Raw genomic sequence first — 23,684 nt, 5'->3', positions numbered from 1 at the left:
CACTTATGAGGACATGCTGATGAATGAGACCGACCTCCATCACCTGCGCCGTTGCATCGAATTGGCACAGCAGGCCCTGGACAAGGGCGACGAACCCTTTGGTTCGCTGCTGGTCGATGGCCACGGCAAGATACGCTTTGAGGACCACAATCATGTCGCGGCGGGTGACGCAACTCAGCATCCCGAGTTTGCCATCGCCCGTTGGGCCGCCACCCACCTGTCAGCAGAGGAGCGCAGGGCAGCCACGGTATACACATCGGGAGAACACTGCCCGATGTGCGCCGCCGCCCACGGTTGGGTCGGCCTTGGCAGGATTGTCTACGCCAGCTCGTCTGAACAACTGGGTCAGTGGCTGGCGCAGTGGGAGGTCGCCCCGGCACCGGTGGCACCGCTACCGATTGGATCCATTGTTCCGGGTCTTCAGGTCGACGGGCCAGTCGCAGCGTTCGGCGATGCGATTCGCGAACTGCATCGCCGGTACCACCGGGAGAAGCGCCTCAGAGGGTGACAGGACGCTGGCTTGCTTCCAGGCGGTCGCCGACCCTGAGCACGGCACCGACACCGTCTTCGATGATGGCATTCTGACCGAAGTAGGCGCCTTTCCAGCCAGGCTGCGTGTCCATTTCGACCAGCGTCTTGAGCGGCTCCTTGGGGGAAGGCGCAGCGCCACTGCGCTGATCAAGGGTAATGATCTTGCAACGCTTGCAGGGCTTGCGTAGCCCCAGTCGATAGCCTGGGCCCGCCAGGCTGCTCCAGTCACGCTCAGCAAAGGCGTCAGCGCCCGACACCACCAGGTTGGGACGGAAGCGCTCCATCGGGACGGGGTCTTCTCCTTTGGCCAGCAGTCGCTCGTTGAGCGCCGCCAGAGACGCCTCGCACGCAATCAGCAGTGGATAGCCATCGGCAAAGCCGGTATGAACCACGCCCTGTTCCTGGGGGGACAGGTAATCAGTTTCGACCAGCCTTCTGGCGGAATCGGGGAGTCGCACCAGGCGCAAGGATCCTTGAGGAGCGCCCAGCGCAGCGGTGAGCCACTGTGACGCCTCGGGGCCCTCATCCTCCGCCTGGCAGTCACTCGCCCAGACCCTCACATCCAGCATGGCCCCACTGGTATCCGCCAATGGCACCACCAAGGGCGGCATATCCGCATGACGCAGTTGTAGCGCTGTTTCGGTCAGGACGACACCGATGGTCGCCAGCGCTGGTAGCTCGCGCTGGGTGACGAATTTGCCCGCGGGATTGACCAGCATCCAGCGACGATCATGGGCCAGGCCGCGCTCGGTAAGTTCCGCATGGGACAGGGTGATTCCCTGCAGGGACTTCACCGGATAGCAGGCGAGAGAGGACAGCTTCATCAACGTTCCTTGTCAGTGGTGGGTGCGCTCGACGTGGCGGTGAGCGGTAGCCATGCGATCTTACCCGACAATGCCGACACGCTGTCGTAACAGACTGTCGAGACGATCTATCACAGCGAGCTGTCGTGGCACGCTTTCGCGACACGCTTTCGTGTCGCCCTATCGTGACACCCTATCGTGTCACCCCAGCGTGACAGCGCCCACAGGATCCATGACGCCGATGTGGTAAGTGTCAGGTAAGCTGGCTGACGCTCAGCCAATGGCCAGTTCTACCGCCCTTTTCGCGTGGATCGCCGTGGTGTCGTACAGCGCTTCCGCGGTATCCTGCTGATTGACCAGCAGCGCAATCTCGGTGCACCCCAGAATCACGGCCTGGGCCCCATCAGCGACAAGCTCCTCTATGATGGCCAGCATCTCATCGCGAGACGTTGGCACGATCTGGCCATGACACAGTTCATCGTAAATGATGCGATGCACTTGCTCGCGCTGGGGCTTGTCAGGGACCCTGACGTCAATTCCGAAGGCCTCGAGCCGATCCTTGTAGAATCCCTGCTCCATGGTGAAACGCGTACCCAGTAGCCCAACACGCTTGATCCCGTCCATGACCAGTGCATCCGCAGTGGCGTCGGCGATGTGGAGCAAGGGAATATCCACGGCCTTCTCGATCTGACGTGCCACCTTGTGCATGGTGTTGGTGCACAACACGAGCATGTCGGCGCCAGCTTCCTGCACCTGCCAGGCAGCGCCTGCCAGCAAGGCGGCAGCGTCTTCCCAGCGCCCCTGCCGCTGGAATGCCTCGACTTCGGCAAAATCGACGCTGACCAGGACGATCTTGGCCGAGTGGTGTCCCCCAAGGGTCTCGTTGACGCCACGATTGAGGTACTGGTAGTAGCTCACCGTGGATTCCCAGCTCATTCCACCCAACAAACCGATGGTCTTCATGCCCGCCCTCCCGGAATCATCCCTGACGTCAGTATCGTCTAACCCACAGCATACAGGGACCCGCTGAGAGGAACAGTATCCATCACCTCAACCCTTTGCTGCTCCTGAGTGGGCTGCGCGATCATGAACAACCGCTTTCTCCAGGCCCAGCACCTGGCCATGGGGAGTCGGGCAGCCTCGCACCTGCTGATACCCCTGTCGCTGGTACCATGACACGGCGCGACTCCCCGACAGCACACGCAGGCGAAGGCATTGAGCACCCGACAAGCGCGCCATGTCTTCCCACAGTGCGAGCAAGTGCGTACCGATTCCCTTGCCGCGTTCATCCGGCACCACATGCAGCTCCCGCAGCACGGCAACATCAGCACTCTGCTCCCATGCCAGCAACCCCACTCGCCCACGGTCGCAGACCGCCCAGCGCCAGCACCGCTCGGGGAAACGCTGGTGAAACCGGTCACTGTCCCAGGTCAGCCCGTGGCGAAGGTAGTCATCTGCCATCTGATGACGCACTAGCGTTTCTGCCGCGTCAGCCTCTGCGCATCCCTCGAGCGTCACCCTATCGCCGTCCATGCCCCATGCCCCTTCCCATCCCCTTCCCATCCCATCCCATCCCCTTCCTACAACAACACGGCCCTGGTAAACACCAGGGCCGTGTTGTTGAGGCTATGACAAACCCGCGCCGTCAGAAGTTGGGTTTGCGTTTCTCGACGAAGGCGCTCATGCCTTCACGCTGCTCGTCGGAGGCGAAGCACAGCGCGAACAGGCTGGTCTCCAGCGCCAACGCACTGTCCAGATCCTGATCCATGCCATCGTGGATGACCTGCTTGGCACTGCGCACGGCTCCCGGACCATTGCCAGCGAGCTGCTTGGTCAAGGTCTGGGCATAGTCTTCCAGCTCCGCCTGGGACATCACCTGATTGACCAGCCCGATACGCAGCGCCTCGGCGGCATCAATCTTGCGTCCGGTGGTGCACAGGTCCAGCGCCATGGCCGGCCCCACCCGGCGCGGCAGGCGCTGTGAGCCGCCGAAGCCAGGAATCACGCCCAACAGAACCTCCGGCTGACCAAACACGGCGTTGTCGCTGGCCACCGCCCAGTCACAGGCCAAAGCCAGCTCGCAGCCGCCTCCGAGGCAAAAGCCGTTGACCAGGGCCACCACGGGCACTGGCAGCGTCTCAAGTCGCTTGACGGTCTTCAACGCCTGGGCCGCGAAGTCGCGCGCCTGCTGAGGTGACATCTCACGCATCTCGGTGATGTCGGCCCCTGCCACGAACGACTTTTCGCCAGCGCCGGAAATCAACACCGCACGCAGCCCTTCGCGGCCTTCCAGCTGGTCCAGTACGTCTTCCAACGCCTGGATGACGCCACTGTTGAGAGCGTTCAGCGCCTTGGGGCGGTTGATGGTCAGACGAACAACGCCGCCTGTATCGGTCATCTCGACCAGTTGCTCACTCATGCAGGGACTCCTGTACGTGAAGGGACAGACACCGCTGTGAAGGCTTCACCCGCCCTCCGCCACTCGCCCTGGACGGGTGACGGCCAGACGCCCCGAACAAGCATGGGATCTAGCGCGTGCTTCACAACGCTGTGCTCGAAACCGTGATAGTTAGGCCTGGCTCTCAAGACCGGGCTTTCAAGACCGGGGTTCAAGACCTGGCTTTCGCATCACCCTAGCGAACGCTTGGTAGGCTCACAAGCCATTCTTTTGGCGCATATACGCCGCATCAACCACTGTAGTCGTGGAATCCTCGCCCGCTCTTGCGGCCCAGATAACCTGCATCGACCATTCGCTTCAGCAAGGGGCAAGGACGGTACTTCGGATCCCCGAAGCCTTCCGCTAGCACATTCATGATCGCCAGGCAGACATCCAGGCCGATAAGGTCGGCCAAGGCCAAGGGCCCCATGGGATGGGCAGCGCCGAGCTGCATGGACGTATCGATATCGTTTACGCTGGCGACGCCTTCCTGCACCAGGAACGCTGCCTCGTTGATCATCGGCACCAGCAGTCGATTCACCGCAAAGCCCGGCGAGTCTGAAATCGCCACAGACGTCTTGCCCATGGCCTCCGCCAGCGCCTCGACACGAGCCACCGTGGCGTCACTGGTCTGTTCAGCGCGAATGATCTCGACCAGCTTGAGCACCGGCACCGGATTGAAGAAGTGCATGCCCACCACCCGTTCGGGCCGTTGGCACACGCCGGCCAGTCGAGTGAGCGACAGCGAGGAGGTATTCGAGGCCAGAATGGCCTGGTGATTGAGCGCGTCCAGCTCCTTGAACAACCGTTCCTTGAGCTCTGCGGCTTCAGGGGCGGCTTCAATAATCACCTGCCGATCTGCCAGTGCATCAAGCGACGTGGACGTCGCCAGGCGGGCACTGGCAGCCTGCTGATCCTGCTCGCTGAGGCGACCTTTCTCCACCAGCCTGCCAAGTCCCTTGGCTATTCCTGTCTGCGCGCGCTCAAGGGCTTCCTCAGCGACATCACACAGCGTGACCTGGAAACCACTCTGAATCAGCACCTGGGCAATCCCCTGCCCCATGGTACCGCCTCCCACGACTCCGATCAGAGTCTCGCTCATGGCATCGTCCCTCTAGGTTTCATTCAATGGTTAATCGGTGATACATCTGCGACACATGTGTGTGAGTGCACGATCACGCTGGATCATATAGCAACGCCGCCGGAGATGACCGGCGGCGTCATGCAACGTTCCTCGGCAGGTGGCATACCCTGGTCGAGTGGCGTCAGCTTTCCTTGGCTTGCTGACGCAGCATGAATTTCTGGATCTTGCCTGTGGAGGTCTTCGGCAGCTCGGCAAACACGATGCGCTTGGGCACCTTGAACCGCGCCAAGCGCTCGCGACAGTGTTCGATGATGTCCTGTTCGGTCACCTCAGAATGAGCCGCCTTGAGCTTGATAAATGCACAGGGACTTTCTCCCCACTTTTCGTCGGGCTGCGCCACCACGGCGGCTTCCTCGACGCCAGGATGCGCATACAGCACATCCTCGAGCTCTATCGTCGAGATATTCTCGCCCCCGGAAATGATGATGTCCTTGGAGCGGTCCTTGATCTCGATATAGCCATCGGCATGCCAGACCGCCAGGTCGCCGGTGTGATACCAGCCGCCGTCCAGCGCCTCTCGGGTGGCGGCCTCATTCTTGAGATACCCCTTCATGACATTGTTGCCGCGCATCATGATCTCGCCAATGCTCTCCCCATCCTTCGGCACAGGCTCCAGCGTCACCGGATCGGCCACACAGAGTGCTTCCAGCATGTGACCACGCACACCCTGTCGGGCCTTGAGGCGGGCGCGCTCCTGCAGCGGCAGCGCATCCCAGGCTTCGCGCCAGGCACACACGGTGACCGGACCGTAGACCTCGGTCAGACCATAGACATGGGTCACGTCGATTCCCATCGCTTCAACGCCCGCGATCACCGCCGCTGGCGGTGCTGCGCCGGCCGTCGTCGCCTTGACCGGATGATCGATGGGTCGACGGTCTGCCGCCTCAAGGTTGACCAGGCCGTTAAGTACGATCGGCGCCCCGCTGAAGTGGCTGACCTTCTCGTCTGCGATCAACTCCATGATGCGCTTGGGGTCAACCTTGCGAAGGCATACGTTGACCCCGGCGTTGGCGGCGATGGTCCAGGGAAAACACCAGCCATTGCAGTGGAACATGGGCAACGTCCACAGGTAGACGGGATGGTGTGGCATGGCCCATTCAAGAATATTGCTGACCGCATTCAAGTAGGCGCCTCGGTGATGGTAGACCACCCCCTTGGGCTTGCCGGTCGTACCCGAGGTGTAGTTCAGCGAGATCGCGTCCCACTCGTCCTCTGGCAGCCGATAGGGATACTCAGGGTCACCTTCCGCCAACAGCGCTTCATACTCCAGCTGCCCCAGACGCTCGGCGTTCCCCTCGAACTCAGGGTCCAGCACATCAATGATCAAGGGGGGCTGCTCGAGGCCTTTCACCGCCTCGCCCACCACCTCGACGAACTCGGGGTCTACCAGGATGGCCTTGGACTCAGCATGCTCCAGCATGTAGGCGATGGCCGCCGCATCCAGGCGAATGTTCAAGGTGTTCAGCACGCAGCCTGCCAGGGGCACGCCGAAGTGGGCCTCGAACATGGCCGGCACGTTGGGCAACATCACCGATACGGTATCCCCCTTGCCAAGCCCGCGCTGCTCCAGCGCCGAGGCCAGGCGACGGCAACGCTGCCAGGTGGTGGCCCAGTCGCGGCGCACCTGTCCGTGCACGATGGCAGGCAGATCGGGATAGACGCTGGCCGTACGTTCGATGAAGGTCAACGGAGAGATCGCCACATGGTTGGCTGTGTTGCGTGGCATCCCCTGGTCATAAAGACTACTCATTAGTAACTCCTTATTTTATAGCGCATGTTGACCCAGTGACGGCCTGCGTCTTCCGTTGGCGAAGGATAAATGGCAAGTGGAATGGGCCTGAAACAAAGATAGCCGCCGAGAAGCCTCGGCGGCCACGAGATCACGCGAGTGACAGTGACAGCCAGTCCTGGTAACCGGCTTCGATCACAGACCGTTGCGCGCGCCCTTCGGGCAGCCAGTGACGAATCGCAAAGTCGGCACAGACCAGCTTGCGACGATAGAACTCGTCATCCTGCCCGGCGTCCAGAGCGGCTCGTGCGACCAGAGCCGCACGCCCCATCTGCCATGCACACAGGACGTGTCCTGCCAATGACAGCAAGGGAGTGGCGTAGGCTTGCACCGCATCCAGCCCGCTGTGTTCGTCGCTGCCCTCTTCCAGAACCCTGGTGAGGCAGGCCCGGAGATCCTGGGTCGCCGCCGCCAGCTCATGGCCCAGCTTTTCGAGTGACGGGTGCGACGCCAGCGCCTGGGCGGTGCCATCGACGTCATCCAGCAGGCTCGACATCGCCGCGCCACCATCACGCTGCAGCTTGCGCCCGGCAAAATCCAGTGCCTGAATGCCATTGGTACCTTCGTAGATCGGCGCGATGCGCACATCTCGCAGCAGCTGGGCAGCACCGGTTTCCTCGATAAAGCCCATCCCGCCATGCACCTGCACCCCCATGGAGGCAATCTCCACGGCCTGGTCGGTGGAAAAGCCCTTGACCACCGGAATCAGCACATCCACACGGGCCTGGGCGGCCTGTCTGACGCTGGCATCATCGTGATGCCGTGCAACATCCAGCTGCTGCGCACAGAGCAACGCCAGGGCGCGCAGGGCGTCAGTCCGGGTCCGCATCGACAGCAGCATGCGGCGCACATCAAGGTGTTGGGCGATATCACAGGCCTCGCCGCCTCGGGCTGGCGGAGTTCTTCCCTGGGAACGCTCGTTGGCGTAGGCCACGGCATGCTGGCAGGCACGCTCAGCCACACCGATGCCCTGAATCCCTACCTTGTGACGTGCCTCGTTCATCATGGTGAACATATGATTCAGGCCGCGTCCGGGTTCACCGACCAGATAGCCGATGGCCCCGTCCTTTTCACCAAAGCTAAGGGTGCAGGTGGGGCTGCCATGAATCCCCATCTTGTGCTCTATGGACGCGCACACGACGTCATTGCGCTCGCCCAGACTACCGTCTTGATTGACCAGAAACTTGGGTACCAGAAACAGCGAGATGCCCTTGTTGCCTTCGGGCGCATCAGGGGTGCGTGCCAACACTAGGTGGATAATATTGTCCGCTGCATTGTGCTCCCCCCAGGTAATGAAGATCTTCTGACCGAACACGCGGAAATGATCGCCCTCTGGCACCGCTCGGGTGCGTACGCGTGACAGGTCAGAGCCTGCCTGGGGCTCGGTCAGGTTCATGGTGCCTGTCCAGCTACCCTCGACCAGACGCTCCAGGTAGCGTTCGCGCAGTGCTTCATCGCCATGGTGCGCCAGTGCTTCGATCGCACCGGCTGTCAGCATAGGGCACAGGCCCAGCGCCATGTTGGCGCCATGCAACATTTCCTGGACAGCACTGGCCACCACCTCCGGTAACCCCTGTCCGCCCAGCGACTCGGATACACCAATGCCATTCCAGCCGCCTTCCGCGTAGGCCTGGTAAGCCTCAGCAAACCCATCCGGCAGCGTCACCCCGCCGTCGTCACGTCGTTGGCAGCCCTGGCGGTCCCCTGTGGCATTCAAGGGCCCCCACACATCGGTGGCTAGCTTTCCGGCTTCTTCCAGCACGGCATCGATCACATCAGGACTGACCTCGCCGAAGACCGGCAGGTCCAGGGATTTGTGCTCAAGCAACTCACTCAGCACAAAGGCCATGTCTTTCAAAGGAGCGGCGTAGGGATACATGGGGGCACCTCATGAAAACGATACCCGAGATAGTAGATTCCCTAGTCGACGCAAACTATTGGGCCAAGGTCGAAAAACCGTAAAACGGTGATCTTCGACAAGGTTCATGCTCAGACCGGCAAGGTGCAGGCATTGAGATGGGGCCAGCAACTGCCGAGGGCCAGGCCCCGTGGCGACGCCCTGTCAGTGCTCGGCAGACATCCTGCCGCACACAGAGGTGACGAGGCATGCCCCCAGGGATAAGGGATAAGGGATAAGGGATAACGGAGAAGGGAAAAGCGAGAAGCGAGAAGCGAGAAGCGATGAAGGCGGTGATCAGAACGGAGGCGGCGGCAAAGGGGGTCAGAGAAAAAAAGTGGCCAGAAAAGACAGCGCCGCCGCCCGAAGGGGCGACGGCGGCATCAGGTCCCGAGTCTCTGTTCCGTCCTGACTGGCCGTGAAAGGCCAAGACATCAGAGCGACGACCCTACCGGACCCGTGGATCAGGGTGTCTGGCGAATGACATCGGTACCCTCGGGAATATCGAACTGGTAGCGCCCGTCATCGATCTGGCCATTCTGCTCGGCGTTGTCAAAGGCAATCGCCGTGCGTTGGCCGGTGCTGTCGGTCATTTCCAGTGCCGCCAGCTCCTCGCTGTAGAAGGTCAGGCGCAGGCTTTCAAACAAGGTGTCGGCCGCCTTGGGTTCCAGCGTGAAGGTCTCCGAGGTGCCTTGCTGGGAGCTCGACACGTTATAGCTGTCGGTCAGCTCGCTGGCACTTCCCGACAACAGCAAGGCAGGCGTGTGCGTAACGCGCTCGTCCAGAGCCTGGATAGTAGCTTGCTGCAGGTCAGGGTCGAACAAGGTGACTTCGCTGCCGTCCGATACCACCACCTGCTCATACGGCGCCTCTACCTCCCAGCGGAACTTGCCGGGACGTGACAGCCACATGTGACCCTCCGTACGCTGCAGTCGCTGACCGCTGCCGTCCAGAATCTGCTGTTCAAAATCGGCAGAGTAGGTGTTCAGCGGCTCCAGCATACGCGTCAGTCGCTCGGCACCATCCGCCAGCGCGGTAGCAGGCACCGCAAGTGCCAGTGCCAGCGTGGCCAGGCCGGAAGTCAGGGTAAGGCGTGCAGGCATAGCGTCTCTCCGTCGATATGGTCGATTTCCCTGTCGTGCCGAAGATGCTCCGGCATGAACGGGCATGTCCCTTTGAGCCCAGTATGCCTGGCAAGTTGCCATGGGTCTCAAACGCAACCGTCTGTTGCATGGTCGTTTCATGGTAGCGCCGCATGCGTCGCCAAAAAGCGACGCATGCGACGATCGGGGGCTAGCCTCCTGCGGGAGGCGGTGCCAGCACTTCACGTCCGCCGTTGGTGCCCATGGAGGACACGACACCGGCCATTTCCATGGCTTCCACCAGACGCGCGGCCCGGTTGTAGCCAATCTTGAAACGCCGCTGCACGGCGGAGATAGATGCGCGCCGCGACTCGGTAACAAAGGCCACCGCCTCGTCATACAGCGCGTCCTGTTCGGCATCGCTGTCGTCACCGGAGCCCTCAGCCTCCAGCCCGGTCAGGGCATCGGCGGAGACACCCCCCGACAGGATCTCGTCAATGTACTCAGGCTCGCCACGGCGCTTCCAGTCCTCGACCACTCGGTGAACTTCGTCATCGTCGACGAAGGCCCCGTGAACGCGAGTGGGCTGGCCCGAGCCGGCCGGCAGATAGAGCATATCGCCGTGACCGAGCAGGTTTTCAGCGCCGCCCTGGTCGAGAATGGTGCGCGAATCCACTCGCGACGACACCTGGAAGGCCATGCGCGTGGGAATGTTGGCCTTGATCAGGCCGGTCACCACGTCCACGGACGGACGCTGGGTCGCCAGCACCAGATGGATACCCGCGGCGCGCGCTTTCTGGGCCAGCCGAGCAATCAATTCCTCGACCTTCTTGCCGACGATCATGAACATGTCGGCAAACTCGTCGATCACCACCACGATGTACGGCAGCTTTTCCAGCACCGGAGGGGTCTGATGCATTTCCCACGGCTGAGGCTCCCACAACGGATCCGCCACCTGGGCGCCGGCACGCTCGGCTTCATCCAGCTTGCTGTTGAAGCCGGCGATATTCCGCACCCCCATGGCCGCCATCAGCTTGTAGCGGCGTTCCATCTCGGCCACACACCAGCGCAGCGCGTTGGCGGCTTCCTTCATGTCGGTGACGACAGGCGCCAGCAGATGCGGGATTCCGTCGTAGACCGACAGCTCAAGCATCTTGGGATCGACCATGATCAGGCGTAATTCGTCAGGGGTCGCCTTGAGCAGCATCGAGATCAACATGGCATTGACCCCGACGGACTTGCCCGAACCGGTCGTACCGGCCACCAGCACGTGAGGCATCTTGCCCAGGTTGGCGACCACCGCCGCTCCCCCGATGTCCTGGCCCAATGCCATGGTCAGAGCGGAGGCCTCGTCCTGATAGCGATCCGAATCGATCACCTCGCGCAGGCGAATCATGGCCCGGTTGGGATTGGGAATCTCGATCCCCACGGTGGGACGCCCTGGAATCACCTCCACCACGCGGACGCTCTTGACCATCAGCGAACGCGCCAGATCCTTGGCCAGATTGCTGATCTTGGACACCTTCACTCCCGCTGCGGGCTTGATCTCGAAGCGGGTGATGACCGGACCCGGCCAGGTGTCGACCACCTCGGCCTTCACGCCATATTCGCGCAGGCGCATTTCCAGCAGCTCCGCCATGTCGGCAAGCTGCTCTTCGGTGTAGTTGGGCTGGTGCGGCTCGGGCGGCGTCAACAGTCGCAGACCCGGCAAGTCACCATCGGGTTCGGGCAGATCATCGAAGCCGGAACGCTGGTTCTGCAGGTGCTCCACGGTCCACAGCGTCGGGCCGCCCTGATCGGCCGCTTCCCTCCCCTGATCCGCTGTCGCCACATGGGGAGTGACCGACGCATCGCTATCCTGGTGGTGGACATGCCCGCGGTCCTCGGCCGATGGCTCAGCTGAAGAGGCGTCGCCCCTTGGCGGAGCCTCTGCCGCCGTCACAGACGACTGCTGCCGACTGTCCACGGTGGGCTGCGACACGCTGTCAGGGTGAGCGCTTACCACCCGCCGAGGGGCCTCGTGCGTGGACGACAGCAGTCCAGCGCTGGACGCCAGGGCGCCACCAGCCAGCGCGCCGCCGTCGTCTGGCAACACCGGCTCGGGGATATCCTCCGCCCGCCTTTCTTCGCGCTGAGGCGCTTCAGGGGTAGCAGCAGCGGGAGCTGCAGCGCCAGCTGTGGAGGAACCAGCTGTGGAGAGCCCAGTTGTAGAGGGACCAGCTGTGGAGGATGCAGCTTCGCTGGGCGGCTGCGGGGCGTTCGTCCTGTGCTGTCCCTGATTCGTACTGTGCTGTCCCTGATTCGTACTGTGCTGTCCCTGAATAGCAGCGCTCTGATTAGCAGAGCCCTGAGGTGGCGTTTCGTCCTCGGCGTGAGCCGGCGACGGAGGCTGCGATGTCGTCGCACCGGCGTCAGCGGCATCTTCAGTTGCACGCTGGCCCGCGTGATCTTGAGGCGCCGGAGAGGCTGATACGCCGCTCTGCGCGGTGTCAGCCTCAAGCCTGCGCTCCTGGGCCTCGGCACTGGTGCTTTCAGGGGCCACGCTGCGCGTCTCATGGGGCATCGAGGCCGCCGGCTCAGAAGCAGCAGCCCCGGCGGCGGGCTCATCGCGCTCTGCGCGCAGGGCAAACGTTGGCTCCGCGGGCTGACGGGTGTCACGCCTGACGTCAGCGGAGGGTCGTGTTGGCGAGCCCGCAACCGTATCGTCACTCGGGCCTGTCCCGAGACTCGCGCCCAGGGTGGGCTCCCGGCGCTCGCGGGCTGAGGTTGGTGCACTGCCAAAAGACGGCTCACGGCGAGCGGCTGTCCCAGCCTCCCTTTCGTGTTCCCGAGAGGGGCTGACAGAATCTCTAGCAGCGGGGGCACGCCCATGACGCTCATCAGCATCCAGGGCAGGCGATGGCTCCTCCCTGCTTGCCCTCAGCCCAATGGAGGGCTCAGTGGCCGCGCGGCTATGGCCGGCTGTCGCCAGTCGTTCGGTATAGGCAGCCCCCGGCTGTTTGGCTGACGGCGTGGATTCCGCCACCTCCCATGGAATATCGGTGCCGTCCTCGGTGTCCCACTGGGGGCGCTCGGAGGCGACATCGCGACGACGGCCCAGCAAGCGCTGCCACCAGGCAGGCTTGGTTGCGGCGCCGTCTTGCTCGTCTTCGTCCTGAATGTCGCGCTGGGTGTGGTCCTCGACCGATGACTCCACACGATCCGCCTCAGCATCCGAAAGAGCCGGATCCTGGGCTTGCTTGCGCGCGGAGACAGCCTCGTCGGAGGCATCCTTGCCGCCCGCGAAACGCGCCTTGATCCAACGCCCCAACAGCAGGCAACGATGACCGGCCTCGTCCATCACGTTCAGCCAGGATAAGCCGGTGAACAGTGGCATCCCGCCCAGAATCCCGACGACCGCCAGCAGCCCTGTGCCGCCATACCCGACTAGCGGGCGCAGCGCACCGACCAGCCCCACGCCAAGTATGCCGCCAGTGGAATACGGCAACACACTTTCCGGGTGGTTAAAATACAGCGCGCCGAGAGTCGTCGATCCCAGCAGCAGCAGCACCAGGCCGCCACAGCGAACGGCTAGCGCAGTGGCATCCCACTCAAACTCGACCCGCCGGGAGCGAATCAGATACCACGCCGCGAACGCCAGCATTCCCGGCCACCACAGGGCACTGACCCCAAACAGCGAGTACAGCACGTCGGCTAGCCAGGCGCCGATCGGCCCCATCCAGTTGGCGACGTCGGTTTCAGGACCGCTGCTCGACCAGCCAGGATCTGCAGGTTCAAAGCTGAACAGTGCCAGCAACAGGAACACACAGGCGGCCAGCAGCACGATGATGACACCTTCCCTGGCAGAGCCGTGCAGACGCAGGCCAACTTTCTTGGCGGTCTCCTTGGCAGCTGCCGCCGTCGCTCGAGACGACACAGACTTCTTGTTGGCACTCAAATGGCCTTCCCCTTGCGCCATGGCGGCGTCTTCCATCCTACTGACTGGCCCTCATGATACCGAGCCAGCCGGTGAGCGAATAGGCCCCAGACGGCTTGAGCGTGCCGCCATCTGGGGGCACACTCGCCTGTTGATCAAAAACCCTGTTGAAGGGAGCCCCATGCTACCCTGGCTATCCCCCTACCCGGTCGCCTTTCCCAGCGTCGAGACGGCCCTTGACGACCCCGACGGCTTGTTGGCTGCAGGGGGCGACCTGACCCCCGAATGGTTGATTGCCGCCTATCGTCGCGGCATCTTTCCTTGGTACAGCGATGACCAGCCCATCCTGTGGTGGAGTCCGAATCCTCGTATGGTACTGCGTCCCGACGAACTGCGCGTGCGTCGGAGTCTGGCCAAACGCGTCCGCAATGCAGGTTTTACGGTCACCGCCAATCGCGCCTTTACGTCGGTGGTTGCCGCCTGCGCTGCTCCCCGAGGTGGCGACCAGGATGGCACCTGGATCATCGACGAGATGCGCAGCGCCTATGACCAACTCCACCGCATGGGTGTGGCTCATTCGGTAGAAGTATGGCGTGACACCACTCTGGTAGGCGGGCTGTATGGTGTAGCACTTGGTCCTGTGTTCTTTGGCGAATCCATGTTCAGTCGCGAGGCTGACGCGTCCAAGATCGCCCTGGTCCACCTGGCACATGCGATGCAGCGGGGAGCCGGCAAGCTTATCGACTGCCAGATGCAGACCCCGCATCTGGCCAGCCTGGGCGCTAGAGGTATCGCCCGATCCGAGTTCATCGGCTATCTTGAGAAGTGGCTGGATGGCCTGGACACAGACGCTCTGGTCACGCCTGCGTGGTCCTTTGCTGACGTGGCTTGCGTCGACAACGTCTGACTCGGCGCTTGCCATCGCAGTGGGTGCATCGCCACGCCCCCCTGCCGTTGGAATCATTGAGTTGAGATCATTGAGTTGAGGTCATTGCAGTTCAGACCACGGCAGTTCAGACCACAGCAGTTGAGACCACGGCAGTTGAGAGCATTGCAGCGGGTCATGCCTTTGCCTGACGACCGACGAGACGCCATCCGACAGGGAGACGGCCGCCTTGAGCAGCAACACACCGCGGCAACCGGTCCGCGACCTGAGGTTTTTCCTCACGGTGCCACACGCTTGCAGCTACCTGCCAGAAAAAGAGGCGACCACGCTGTTCCTTGATCCCAAGGAATCGCCGGGGCCGAGTGTGTATGATGCGCTGACGCTTCTCGGCTTTCGGCGCAGCGGGCTTCACCTGTACCGCCCCCACTGCGAAGGCTGCCATGCCTGTGTCTCGGTGCGGATTCCTGTCGCGGAATTTCGTCCAAACAGGAGCCAGAAACGTTTGATGCGGCGCAATGCCGATCTGACCGTCGACGTGGTACCTGCCCGCTTCGACTCTTCCCACTATGATCTCTATGCGCGCTATATCTGCACTCGCCACCACGATGGCGACATGTTCCCCCCAAGCCATGAACAGTACCGCACCTTTCTGAGTCTCGACCAGCCTTATGCCCGACTGCTGGAGATGCGACTCGACGACAGGCTGGTGGCGGTCTCCGCCTTCGATGAACTCGGCCACGGCCTGTCAGCCATCTACACCTTCTTCGACCCCGAGCAGAGCCTCGAGAGACGATCCCTTGGCACCCAGGCGGTGCTCACCCTGATCCAGATGGCGTCGGCGAAAGGGCTTGACCACGTATACCTGGGTTACTGGATCGAGGCGTGTCGCAAGATGAGCTACAAGAGCAACTTCACTCCCCTCGAAAGGCTGGACGGACGCCTGTGGCGCCGACTGGTACCTACCGAACACGGCTGAACGCCTGGCGCTGTACCGCCCTGAGTCGCGCCAGGATCGCCACTGCTCACTCGATCCAGACAGCCTATGCTGCCAGCAACGACGGCATGCCAGTGATAGGGTAGGCGCCAAAGGCGTCAGACCTCGGCCTAGACATCTGCCGTTTTTTCAGGCAACTCACTTTGCCATCTGCCCCAGCATCCGGCAGAATATCGCGCTATCCTGACCAGAGTAACGGCAGTCGCGCCGCGCGGTCGGGCATCACTCTGTCTACACATGCGAGGATTCGCCTATATGGCACGCGAAGACCATATTGAAATGGAAGGCGTGGTCGTCGACACGCTTCCCAACACCATGTTCCGGGTCGAGCTGGAAAACGGCCACGTGGTCACCGCCCACATCTCGGGCAAGATGCGCAAGAACTACATCCGCATCCTGACCGGGGACAAGGTCAAGGTCGAGTTGACTCCCTATGACCTGTCCAAGGGTCGCATCGTATACCGTTCTCGTTGAGATCGGCCGGCGTCAGCGCTTTGCGTAGACGCCACTTGCCGGTATCGCGCCCGTCGGGCGTGCCCGCCTCGCCGGCAAGCGCAGCTCCCTGATATTCGGGTCAATGCCCATCGGCATTCGGCCCCTATCACCCAGTGCTGGAGCACACCTGACACTGGTGCTGAATAACCCGGAGCCTGGCGCAAAAGCCGCCTGCTGCGCAGCCCACCCCTGCCACGATTTACGTAGCAGGGTGGCGCTTGGCGTCCGGAACTCGCCTGCGTTTTTCACACCCTGCCGCCTTGCTGCCCGGTCCCGTGGGCAAGCGAGCCAGCAGGCGATACCTACAAGAACGCCCTGCCATAAGACAGGGCGTCATCTCTTGCGTCAGCGGTGTCCTCAAGACTCGCTGCGGCCTAACCCAGAGAGCTTAGTCAGGGCGCATCGGCCAGCTCCACATCGGTGGAGAGATGCAACTCGCCACTTTCGAGGCTGACATGGACAACCCCCCCGTGCTCAGCCAGATCTCCAAACAAGATCATCTCGGCCAAGGGCTTCTTCAGCTTCTCCTGAATCAACCTTGCCATCGGGCGAGCTCCCATGTCCGGGTCATAGCCCATGGTCGCCAGCCAATCTCTCGCCTCGTCATCGACTTCCAGCTGAACACGTTTCTCGTCTAGCTGAGCCTGCAGTTCCACCAGGAACTTGTCGACCACGTTGCGCACCACCGGCTTGGGCAACGCCGAGAACTGGATAATGCCGTCCAGGCGATTGCGGAATTCCGGTGTAAAGGTCTTGCGAATCGCCTCCATGGCATCGGTGGAGTGATCCTGGGTCTGGAAGCCGATGGAGCGGCGCGTCGCGATCTCTACACCCGCGTTGGATGTCATGATCAGGATGACGTGACGGAAGTCCGCCTCGCGACCATTGTTGTCGGTAAGACGCCCGTGATCCATCACCTGCAGCAGCAGATTGAACACTTCCGGGTGTGCCTTCTCGATTTCATCCAGCAGCAGTACGCAATGGGGCTGTTTGGTCACTGCTTCTGTCAGCAGGCCGCCCTGGTCATACCCTACATAGCCGGGAGGTGCGCCGATAAGACGTGAAACGGTGTGCCGCTCCATGTACTCCGACATGTCGAAGCGCAGCAGCTCGACGCCCATGATGTGCGCCAGCTGGCGAGCCACCTCGGTCTTGCCCACTCCCGTCGGGCCAGCAAACAGGAAGCTGCCCACTGGCTTGTCAGGAGACTTGAGCCCAGCGCGAGAGAGCTTGATCGCCGCCGCCAGGCTATCGATGGCCTCATCCTGGCCGAACACCAGCATCTTGAGATCGCGATCCAGATTCTCCAGCAGCTTGCGATCGGAGCTGGACACGCTCTTCGGCGGAATTCGAGCAATCGATGCGACTACCGCCTCGACCTGATCCACATCGATGGTATCGACACGCATCTCGGGCGGCAGCAAGCGCTGGTGAGCGCCCGCTTCGTCAATGACATCGATGGCCTTATCCGGCAGGAAGCGGTCGTTGATGTAACGATCGGCCAAGCGGGCCGCGCTGTCGAGCGCAGCGTCGGTGTACTTGAGCTGGTGATGCTCCTCGAAGCGCGAGCGCAAGCCCTTGAGGATCTTGATGGAGTCTTCCACCGAGGGAGCCAGGACGTCGACTTTCTGGAAACGACGCGCCAGCGCCCGGTCCTTCTCGAAGATCCCGCGGAACTCCTGGAAGGTGGTCGAACCGATGCAGCGCAACTCGCCGGAAGACAGCAGAGGCTTGAGCAGGTTCGAGGCATCCATCACCCCGCCAGAGGCAGCCCCCGCGCCGATCACGGTATGAATCTCGTCGATGAACAGAATCGCGTTGGGCAACTTGCGCAATTCGGCCAGCAGGCTCTTCAGGCGCTTCTCGAAGTCACCGCGATACTTGGTACCCGCCAGCAGGGCGCCCATATCGAGGGAGTACACGACGGCATCCCCGATCACGTCGGGAACGTCCTCCTCGACGATGCGCTTGGCCAGGCCCTCGGCGATGGCCGTCTTGCCCACCCCGGCCTCGCCCACCAGCAGCGGATTGTTCTTGCGACGGCGTGCCAGAATCTGCACCACACGCTCAAGCTCATGGTCACGGCCGATCAGCGGATCGATCTTGCCCATCCGCGCCTGTTCGTTGAGGTTGGTAGCAAACCCGGTCAACGGGTTGCCGCCGGCCTCGGTGCTGCCATCTTCAGCATCTTCTGCCTCCGGCGACGATGCCGCCGGGCTTTGACCGTGACCGGTCACCTTCGAAATACCGTGAGCGATATAGTTGACGGCGTCGACACGGGCCACGTTCTGCTGCTTCAGGAAGTAGACCGCCTGGCTCTCCTGCTCGGAGAAGATGGCCACCAGCACGTTGGCGCCCGTCACTTCGCTCTTGCCTGAAGACTGTACGTGGAAGACCGCACGCTGCAGGACACGCTGGAACCCGAGGGTGGGCTGCGTCTCGCGCTCGGTCTGGTCTTCCGGAATCAGCGGCGTCGTGGAATTGATAAAGTCCTGCAGGTCAGACCGCAGCTTGTCGAGGTTCGCCCCGCAGGCACGCAGCACGTCTGATGCTGACGCATTATCCAGAAGTGCCAGCAGCAGGTGCTCCACGGTCATGAACTCGTGGCGCTTGGAGCGCGCCACGGTGAAGGCCGTGTTCAGGGTCAGTTCAAGTTCTTTGCTCAGCATGGCAGTCCCCTTCTCGCCGCCTAGGGCTTGCGTCGGATCTTTTATGGTCCGGCACCATCAACATCGGGTACAAATGGCGCCGTTGCAAGTTCTTCGTCAACGAAGGACGCGTCTCCGTTAACGCATGTGCCGCCTCATGCGCCCACATCACAGGCAGATCAGCGATTCTCAGGATTCCACCTAGTCCGCCGCTTCTATATCGCTCAGCAGAGGATGCTGACACTCCCTGGCATACTCGTTGACCTGGTGACTCTTGGTCTCGGCAATGTCGTGGGTAAAGACGCCACAGGTGGCTTTGCCATGGCTGTGCACTGTCAGCATGATCTGCACGGCCGTCTCGCTATCCAGGTGAAAGAACGTCCTGAGAACCTCCACCACAAACTCCATGGGGGTGAAGTCGTCATTATGCAAGACAACCTTATACATGGGTGGCTTGGCTAACTCAGGATCGGCTTCCTGAGTGGCCAGGTCACCGTCGTCCTGTTCGTCGGGCTCTCCCGGCGGACGCGTCATTCCTGCCACCGGCATCTGGATCCAGAGCGGATCCTCGTCTCTTGCGTTGAACATAGGCCTCACACTGTCAATCGGGTGCCCGCGCTCACCCGCGTCGAGCATTGGACGTCTGGGGCGCGGTAGGGTTCCCTCTCATTATCGGGAATCCCGACGCGGCTTTCACCCTCTACGCGGACAAAATGCAAAAGGCCCTCGCCGGCGAGGGCGAGGGCCTTGTCTGTCAGCACTGACAACGAGCAGGACGGCTCGTCGCTCGGTGCAGTCGCTTACATGTTGTCAGCGACAGCCTGACCGAACTCAGAGCACTTGAACAGCGTGGCATTCTCCATCAGGCGGTGGAAGTCATAGGTGACTTCGCCCTTGCTGATGGCTTTCTCCATGCCTTTCAGTACCAGATCAGCAGCCTCGACCCAGCCCATGTGACGCAGCATCATCTCGGCAGACAGGATCAGCGAGCCCGGGTTGACCTTGTCCTGGCCAGCGTACTTCGGCGCAGTACCGTGAGTCGCTTCGAACATGGCAGTGGTGTCGGAGATGTTGGCGCCCGGAGCAATACCGATGCCGCCGACTTCAGCCGCCAGAGCGTCGGACAGGTAGTCACCGTTCAGGTTCAGGGTCGCGATGACGTCATATTCGGCCGGACGCAGCAGGATCTGCTGCAGCATCGCGTCAGCGATCACGTCCTTGACCACGATGTCCTTGCCGGTCTTCGGGTTCTTGAAGGTCATCCAGGGGCCGCCATCGAGGAGCTCAGCGCCAAACTCTTCCTTGGCCAGCTCATAGCCCCAATCCTTGAAGGCGCCTTCGGTGAACTTCATGATGTTGCCCTTGTGCACCAGGGTCAGCGACTCGCGGTCGTTGTCGATGGTGTACTGCAGGGCCTGGCGCACGAGACGCTTGGTGCCTTCCTCGGACACCGGCTTGACGCCAATGCCGCAACCCTCGGGGAAGCGGATGTTGGTCACGCCCATTTCTTCGCGCAGGAACTTGATGACCTTGTCGGCCTCAGCGGTACCCGCCTTCCACTCGATACCGGCATAGATATCTTCAGAGTTCTCGCGGAAGATAACCATGTCGACGTCAGCGGGCTTCTTGACCGGGCTAGGCACGCCTTCGAACCAGCGAACCGGACGCTGGCAGACATACAGGTCCAGCTTCTGGCGCAGTGCGACGTTCAAGGAGCGGATACCACCGCCCACCGGCGTGGTCAGCGGGCCCTTGATGGAAACGATGTATTCCTTGACCGCTTCCAGGGTTTCTTCCGGCAGCCAGGTGTCCGCGTCATAGACGTGGGTGGCCTTCTCGCCGGCGTAGACTTCCATCCAGTGGATCTTGCGCTCGCCGTTGTAGGCCTTCTGCACAGCGGCGTCGATGGCGATCTTCATCGCCGGGGTGACGTCGACACCGATACCATCACCCTCGATGAACGGGATGATCGGGTTGTTCGGCACATTCAGGCTGTTGTCGGCGTTAGCGGTGATCTTTTCGCCGCCCTCAGGGACGACAATTTTCTGGAAACCCATTGAGAACTCCCCTGTCAGGTCTATTCAGTGGAGCGCGGAGTATAGCATTACCCCCAGCGCCCGGAGTAGGCTTTGTCGACAATCTTTGCAAATGACCGCACGAGCCCCGTCAGACGGGCCTCGTCAGGACTACCGAGCCAGCCCATGAGTCAACTCTACCTGCTGCACAAGCCCTACCGCGTGCTGTCCCAGTTCACCGATGAGCAGGGACGCGATACGCTGGCGTCGCTCATCGATGTACCCGACATCTACCCTGCCGGACGTCTCGACTACGACTCGGAGGGTCTTTTGTTGCTCAGCGACGACGGTGAGTTGATTCATCGTATCAGCCACCCCCGCCACAAGCAGCCCAAGACGTACCGTGTGCTGGTTGAAGGACAGCCGGATCAGCGAGCTCTGGACGCCCTTGCAAAAGGCGTCACGCTCAAGGACGGACCGACCCGACCTGCCAAGGTACGACGCCTTGTCCACAGCGGCCTGCCGGAGCGTGAACCACCTCTCGACCCGAAACGCCATCCTGATACCTGCTGGCTGGAGCTGACCATCAGCGAAGGGCGAAACCGCCAGGTGCGCAGAATGACAGCACACGTCGGGTACCCCACACTTAGACTTGTACGGGTAGCCATTGGCCCATGGAACCTGGACGGGCTGGCGCCGGGGCAATGGCAGCGTCAGACGCTGCATGCACCCAAGCGCCCGAGAACCGCATCCCCAGCGAGGAGACGCCGATAATGCGATGGACCCCTTATGTGACCGTGGCCACCGTGGTCGAACGCGCCGGGCGCTTCTTGATGGTGGAAGAGGACCATGGCGGCCCTCATACCCTGTTCAATCAGCCCGCAGGCCATCTGGAACCCGGTGAGCGCATTCGCGATGGCGCACTGCGTGAAGTCGCCGAGGAGACCGCCTGGCGGGTGGGTATCACCGACTATCTGGGCATGTACGTGTATCAAACCAAGGACGGCAAGGCGTTTCACAGCCATGCGTTTCTGGGCATGGCACTGGCCCACCTGGGTACCGAGCTTGACCGCGATATCCACGCCATCCACTGGCTGACCCTGGAAGAAATCGAAGCACTGGATCGGGACGGACGTCTACGCAGCCCTCTGGTGCTTAAACGTATCCGCGATGCCCTGGCTGGCAAGACCTTTCCCATGGACGTGCTCCACGAGCGGTGAGGCTTCGGTTGAGCGCCGCATTTCGTGTATAATCTCCGCCCCTGCACCACCACCCCGAGAGTTGTTATGTCAGCGTCCAACGGCAAAGTCATCGTCGGCATGTCCGGCGGAGTCGATTCCTCCGTTTCCGCACTGCGCCTGATCGAACAGGGATATCAGGTAGAAGGTCTGTTCATGAAGAACTGGGACGAGGACGACGGCACCGAATACTGCACCGCCATGGAGGATCTGGCGGACGCCCAGGCCGTGTGCGAAAAACTCGACATCCCCCTGCATACCGCCAATTTTGCCGCTGAATACTGGGACAATGTGTTCGAGCACTTCCTGGCAGAGTACAAGGCTGGCCGCACGCCAAATCCGGATATCCTGTGCAACCGCGAGATCAAGTTCAAGGTGTTCCTTGATTACGCAGAGATGCTGGGAGCCGAGATGATCGCCACCGGCCACTATGTCCGCCGCGGTGAGCGCGATGGCCGTCCTCGCCTGCTGAAGGGCCTGGATGGCAACAAGGACCAGAGCTATTTTCTGCACGCGGTGCCGGAAGCGGCCATCGCCCGCACGCTGTTTCCTGTGGGCGAGATCGAAAAGCCGGAAGTTCGTGCCATTGCCGAGCGCCACGGTCTGGTCACCGCCAGGAAGAAGGACTCCACGGGCATCTGCTTCATCGGCGAACGACGCTTCAGCGATTTCCTCAAGCAGTATCTTCCGGCTCAGCCCGGCCGCATCGAGACACCTGATGGTGACGACATCGGCGAACATATGGGACTGATGTACTACACCCTGGGACAGCGTCAGGGACTTGGTATCGGCGGCCTCGCCAACTACTCCGAGGACCCCTGGTACGTGGCTGGCAAGGATCTGGAGCGTAATGTCCTGGTGGCCGTGCAAGGCAAGCATCACTCTCTGCTCTACACCGACAGCCTGGCCACTGAGGCCATGGACTGGGTAGCCGGTCACGCTCCCTGCCAGCAGGGTCGCTTCACTGCCAAGACGCGCTACCGTCAGGAGGACGTGCCCTGCACCCTGACCAGCATGGCAGACGGCGGTGTCGAGGTGTACTTCGATGAGCCTCAACGCGCCGTGACACCCGGCCAGTCACTGGTCATCTACGACGGAGATGTCTGCCTCGGTGGCGGCGTCATCCGACACACCTGGAACGCCAAGGAGCGCGCGGCATGACCGATTCGGTACCTATTCACCGCGCGCCGGAATCCCCGGCTGCCCGTCAGGCCATTGCCATGGCGGGCGTGTTCCAGGCGGCTCATCTGGTGGATGACCTTGCCCGCACCGGCCAAGTGGACAGTCGCGCCTGGGACACCCAGATCAACGCCACCCTGGTGACCAACCCTCCCACCTTTGAATCGATCTACGGTGGACACCCGAACAACCTGCGGCTGGGCCTGGAGACGCTGGACGGCGTCCTGGGTCGCCGGCAGGCCAATCCGGTGGTGATGCGCTACGGCTTCAGCCTGATGCTGCTGATGAACAAGCTACGCAACCAGCCCGCCATGATGGATGAGCTCGGCGCTCACCTGACCCGCATTCAGGGCCAGGCCGAACACTTCGGCCCCACCCACGAAAACGTGGTGGCTAGCCTCGGCGAGGCCTACCAGCAGACCCTGTCGACCTTCAAGAACCGCATCGTGGTCCAGGGCGACCCCTCTCTGCTGCAGAGCCGAATGATGCCCGAGCGAGTGCGGGCGTGCCTGCTGTCCGGCATCCGCTTCGGCCTGCTGTGGCACCAGCAAGGCGGGCGACGCTGGAAGCTGGTCTTCCAGCGAGGCAGCCTCAAGCGTGCCCTGGACTCGCTATAACGATATCGCTTCG

20 protein-coding genes are annotated in these 23,684 nt (G+C 62.0%); 8 read left to right on the top strand and 12 right to left on the bottom strand.

Annotated elements, in window-relative coordinates; all coding sequences use genetic code 11:
- The first annotated feature begins 19 nt into the window (after nt 1-19).
- Entirely contained in the window at nt 20-508 is a 489-nt protein-coding gene (locus KUV72_RS18115; protein ID WP_315857939.1) for a nucleoside deaminase, read from the top strand.
- On the opposite strand, the gene KUV72_RS18110 is transcribed toward KUV72_RS18115, so the two are convergent.
- The 9 genes from KUV72_RS18110 to KUV72_RS18070 all read right to left on the bottom strand — a co-directional run bounded on the left by KUV72_RS18110 (nt 498) and on the right by KUV72_RS18070 (nt 13,641).
- On the bottom strand, nt 498-1,355 hold the full coding sequence (locus KUV72_RS18110) for an MOSC domain-containing protein (protein WP_222239303.1): 858 nt from the start codon (nt 1,353-1,355) through the stop codon (nt 498-500). The genes KUV72_RS18115 and KUV72_RS18110 overlap by 11 nt on opposite strands.
- A gap of 252 nt (nt 1,356-1,607) precedes the next feature.
- Nucleotides 1,608-2,297, bottom strand: coding sequence for an aspartate/glutamate racemase family protein (locus KUV72_RS18105; RefSeq protein WP_222239302.1), 690 nt, complete (start codon nt 2,295-2,297; stop codon nt 1,608-1,610).
- A gap of 87 nt (nt 2,298-2,384) precedes the next feature.
- Entirely contained in the window at nt 2,385-2,867 is a 483-nt protein-coding gene (locus tag KUV72_RS18100; protein ID WP_222239301.1) for a GNAT family N-acetyltransferase, read from the bottom strand.
- A gap of 112 nt (nt 2,868-2,979) precedes the next feature.
- Nucleotides 2,980-3,753, bottom strand: a complete 774-nt coding sequence (locus tag KUV72_RS18095) for an enoyl-CoA hydratase-related protein (RefSeq protein WP_222239300.1) — start codon at nt 3,751-3,753, stop codon at nt 2,980-2,982.
- Between the two features lie 268 nt (nt 3,754-4,021).
- Complete coding sequence (locus KUV72_RS18090) at nt 4,022-4,873, bottom strand: 3-hydroxybutyryl-CoA dehydrogenase (RefSeq protein WP_206944354.1); 852 nt, start codon at nt 4,871-4,873, stop codon at nt 4,022-4,024.
- 163 nt (nt 4,874-5,036) lie between these two features.
- Nucleotides 5,037-6,665, bottom strand: coding sequence for an acyl-CoA synthetase (locus KUV72_RS18085; protein ID WP_222164227.1), 1,629 nt, complete (start codon nt 6,663-6,665; stop codon nt 5,037-5,039).
- 130 nt (nt 6,666-6,795) lie between these two features.
- Nucleotides 6,796-8,583, bottom strand: a complete 1,788-nt coding sequence (locus KUV72_RS18080; protein WP_222239299.1) for an acyl-CoA dehydrogenase — start codon at nt 8,581-8,583, stop codon at nt 6,796-6,798.
- 482 nt (nt 8,584-9,065) lie between these two features.
- Nucleotides 9,066-9,704, bottom strand: coding sequence for an outer membrane lipoprotein chaperone LolA (lolA, locus tag KUV72_RS18075; RefSeq protein WP_206944357.1), 639 nt, complete (start codon nt 9,702-9,704; stop codon nt 9,066-9,068).
- A 190-nt stretch (nt 9,705-9,894) separates the two neighbouring features.
- On the bottom strand, nt 9,895-13,641 hold the full coding sequence (locus tag KUV72_RS18070) for a DNA translocase FtsK (protein WP_222239298.1): 3,747 nt from the start codon (nt 13,639-13,641) through the stop codon (nt 9,895-9,897).
- Nucleotides 13,642-13,780: 139 nt separating this feature from the next.
- Between KUV72_RS18070 and aat the strand changes: the two genes are divergently transcribed.
- The 3 genes from aat (at nt 13,781) to infA (ending at nt 15,953) form a co-directional block, all read left to right on the top strand.
- Nucleotides 13,781-14,506 (top strand): leucyl/phenylalanyl-tRNA--protein transferase, encoded by a 726-nt coding sequence (aat, locus tag KUV72_RS18065; protein ID WP_222239297.1) that lies wholly within the window; start codon nt 13,781-13,783, stop codon nt 14,504-14,506.
- A 208-nt stretch (nt 14,507-14,714) separates the two neighbouring features.
- Nucleotides 14,715-15,461, top strand: a complete 747-nt coding sequence (locus KUV72_RS18060) for an arginyltransferase (RefSeq protein WP_206944362.1) — start codon at nt 14,715-14,717, stop codon at nt 15,459-15,461.
- Between the two features lie 273 nt (nt 15,462-15,734).
- Complete coding sequence (gene infA, locus KUV72_RS18055; protein ID WP_013332816.1) at nt 15,735-15,953, top strand: translation initiation factor IF-1; 219 nt, start codon at nt 15,735-15,737, stop codon at nt 15,951-15,953.
- Nucleotides 15,954-16,366: 413 nt separating this feature from the next.
- On the opposite strand, the gene clpA is transcribed toward infA, so the two are convergent.
- The 3 genes from clpA to icd form a co-directional block, all read right to left on the bottom strand.
- Entirely contained in the window at nt 16,367-18,643 is a 2,277-nt protein-coding gene (gene clpA / locus KUV72_RS18050) for an ATP-dependent Clp protease ATP-binding subunit ClpA (protein ID WP_222239296.1), read from the bottom strand.
- 180 nt (nt 18,644-18,823) lie between these two features.
- Nucleotides 18,824-19,171 (bottom strand): ATP-dependent Clp protease adapter ClpS, encoded by a 348-nt coding sequence (gene clpS / locus KUV72_RS18045; protein WP_206944514.1) that lies wholly within the window; start codon nt 19,169-19,171, stop codon nt 18,824-18,826.
- A gap of 251 nt (nt 19,172-19,422) precedes the next feature.
- A complete protein-coding gene (gene icd, locus KUV72_RS18040; RefSeq protein ID WP_206944366.1) occupies nt 19,423-20,679 on the bottom strand; it encodes an NADP-dependent isocitrate dehydrogenase in 1,257 nt (418 codons plus the stop codon).
- A gap of 144 nt (nt 20,680-20,823) precedes the next feature.
- On the opposite strand from icd, the gene KUV72_RS18035 reads away from it, so the two are divergent.
- The 4 genes from KUV72_RS18035 to hflD all read left to right on the top strand — a co-directional run bounded on the left by KUV72_RS18035 (nt 20,824) and on the right by hflD (nt 23,671).
- Nucleotides 20,824-21,411, top strand: a complete 588-nt coding sequence (locus tag KUV72_RS18035) for a pseudouridine synthase (RefSeq protein ID WP_222164231.1) — start codon at nt 20,824-20,826, stop codon at nt 21,409-21,411.
- On the top strand, nt 21,408-21,857 hold the full coding sequence (locus KUV72_RS18030; RefSeq protein WP_206944515.1) for an NUDIX domain-containing protein: 450 nt from the start codon (nt 21,408-21,410) through the stop codon (nt 21,855-21,857). Before KUV72_RS18035 ends, KUV72_RS18030 begins: the two co-directional genes overlap by 4 nt.
- A gap of 66 nt (nt 21,858-21,923) precedes the next feature.
- Nucleotides 21,924-23,036, top strand: coding sequence for a tRNA 2-thiouridine(34) synthase MnmA (mnmA, locus tag KUV72_RS18025; protein WP_206944370.1), 1,113 nt, complete (start codon nt 21,924-21,926; stop codon nt 23,034-23,036).
- Nucleotides 23,033-23,671, top strand: coding sequence for a high frequency lysogenization protein HflD (gene hflD / locus KUV72_RS18020; RefSeq protein WP_206944372.1), 639 nt, complete (start codon nt 23,033-23,035; stop codon nt 23,669-23,671). The genes mnmA and hflD overlap by 4 nt, the downstream gene beginning before the upstream one ends.
- Nucleotides 23,672-23,684: the final 13 nt, after the last annotated feature.

It is taken from the genome of Halomonas sp. DP4Y7-1, assembly GCF_019800705.1.
Lineage (GTDB): Bacteria > Pseudomonadota > Gammaproteobacteria > Pseudomonadales > Halomonadaceae > Halomonas > Halomonas litopenaei_A.
Note: the sequence above shows the minus strand (reverse complement) of the source record. Positions and strands in the feature narration are given on the sequence as shown.

Bases quoted from the DNA above. Each gene is read 5' to 3' on its own strand.
- KUV72_RS18090 (WP_206944354.1), bottom strand. From the start codon at position 4,873: ATGAGCGAGACTCTGATCGGAGTCGTGGGAGGCGGTACCATGGGGCAG.
- lolA (WP_206944357.1), bottom strand. From the start codon at position 9,704: ATGCCTGCACGCCTTACCCTGACTTCCGGCCTGGCCACGCTGGCACTG.
- KUV72_RS18085 (WP_222164227.1), bottom strand. From the start codon at position 6,665: ATGAGTAGTCTTTATGACCAGGGGATGCCACGCAACACAGCCAACCAT.
- infA (WP_013332816.1), top strand. From the start codon at position 15,735: ATGGCACGCGAAGACCATATTGAAATGGAAGGCGTGGTCGTCGACACG.
- KUV72_RS18080 (WP_222239299.1), bottom strand. From the start codon at position 8,583: ATGTATCCCTACGCCGCTCCTTTGAAAGACATGGCCTTTGTGCTGAGT.
- icd (WP_206944366.1), bottom strand. From the start codon at position 20,679: ATGGGTTTCCAGAAAATTGTCGTCCCTGAGGGCGGCGAAAAGATCACC.
- KUV72_RS18105 (WP_222239302.1), bottom strand. From the start codon at position 2,297: ATGAAGACCATCGGTTTGTTGGGTGGAATGAGCTGGGAATCCACGGTG.
- KUV72_RS18095 (WP_222239300.1), bottom strand. From the start codon at position 3,753: ATGAGTGAGCAACTGGTCGAGATGACCGATACAGGCGGCGTTGTTCGT.
- aat (WP_222239297.1), top strand. From the start codon at position 13,781: ATGCTACCCTGGCTATCCCCCTACCCGGTCGCCTTTCCCAGCGTCGAG.
- mnmA (WP_206944370.1), top strand. From the start codon at position 21,924: ATGTCAGCGTCCAACGGCAAAGTCATCGTCGGCATGTCCGGCGGAGTC.
- KUV72_RS18110 (WP_222239303.1), bottom strand. From the start codon at position 1,355: ATGAAGCTGTCCTCTCTCGCCTGCTATCCGGTGAAGTCCCTGCAGGGA.
- clpS (WP_206944514.1), bottom strand. From the start codon at position 19,171: ATGCCGGTGGCAGGAATGACGCGTCCGCCGGGAGAGCCCGACGAACAG.
- clpA (WP_222239296.1), bottom strand. From the start codon at position 18,643: ATGCTGAGCAAAGAACTTGAACTGACCCTGAACACGGCCTTCACCGTG.
- KUV72_RS18115 (WP_315857939.1), top strand. From the start codon at position 20: ATGAATGAGACCGACCTCCATCACCTGCGCCGTTGCATCGAATTGGCA.
- KUV72_RS18070 (WP_222239298.1), bottom strand. From the start codon at position 13,641: ATGGCGCAAGGGGAAGGCCATTTGAGTGCCAACAAGAAGTCTGTGTCG.
- KUV72_RS18100 (WP_222239301.1), bottom strand. From the start codon at position 2,867: ATGGACGGCGATAGGGTGACGCTCGAGGGATGCGCAGAGGCTGACGCG.
- KUV72_RS18035 (WP_222164231.1), top strand. From the start codon at position 20,824: ATGAGTCAACTCTACCTGCTGCACAAGCCCTACCGCGTGCTGTCCCAG.
- hflD (WP_206944372.1), top strand. From the start codon at position 23,033: ATGACCGATTCGGTACCTATTCACCGCGCGCCGGAATCCCCGGCTGCC.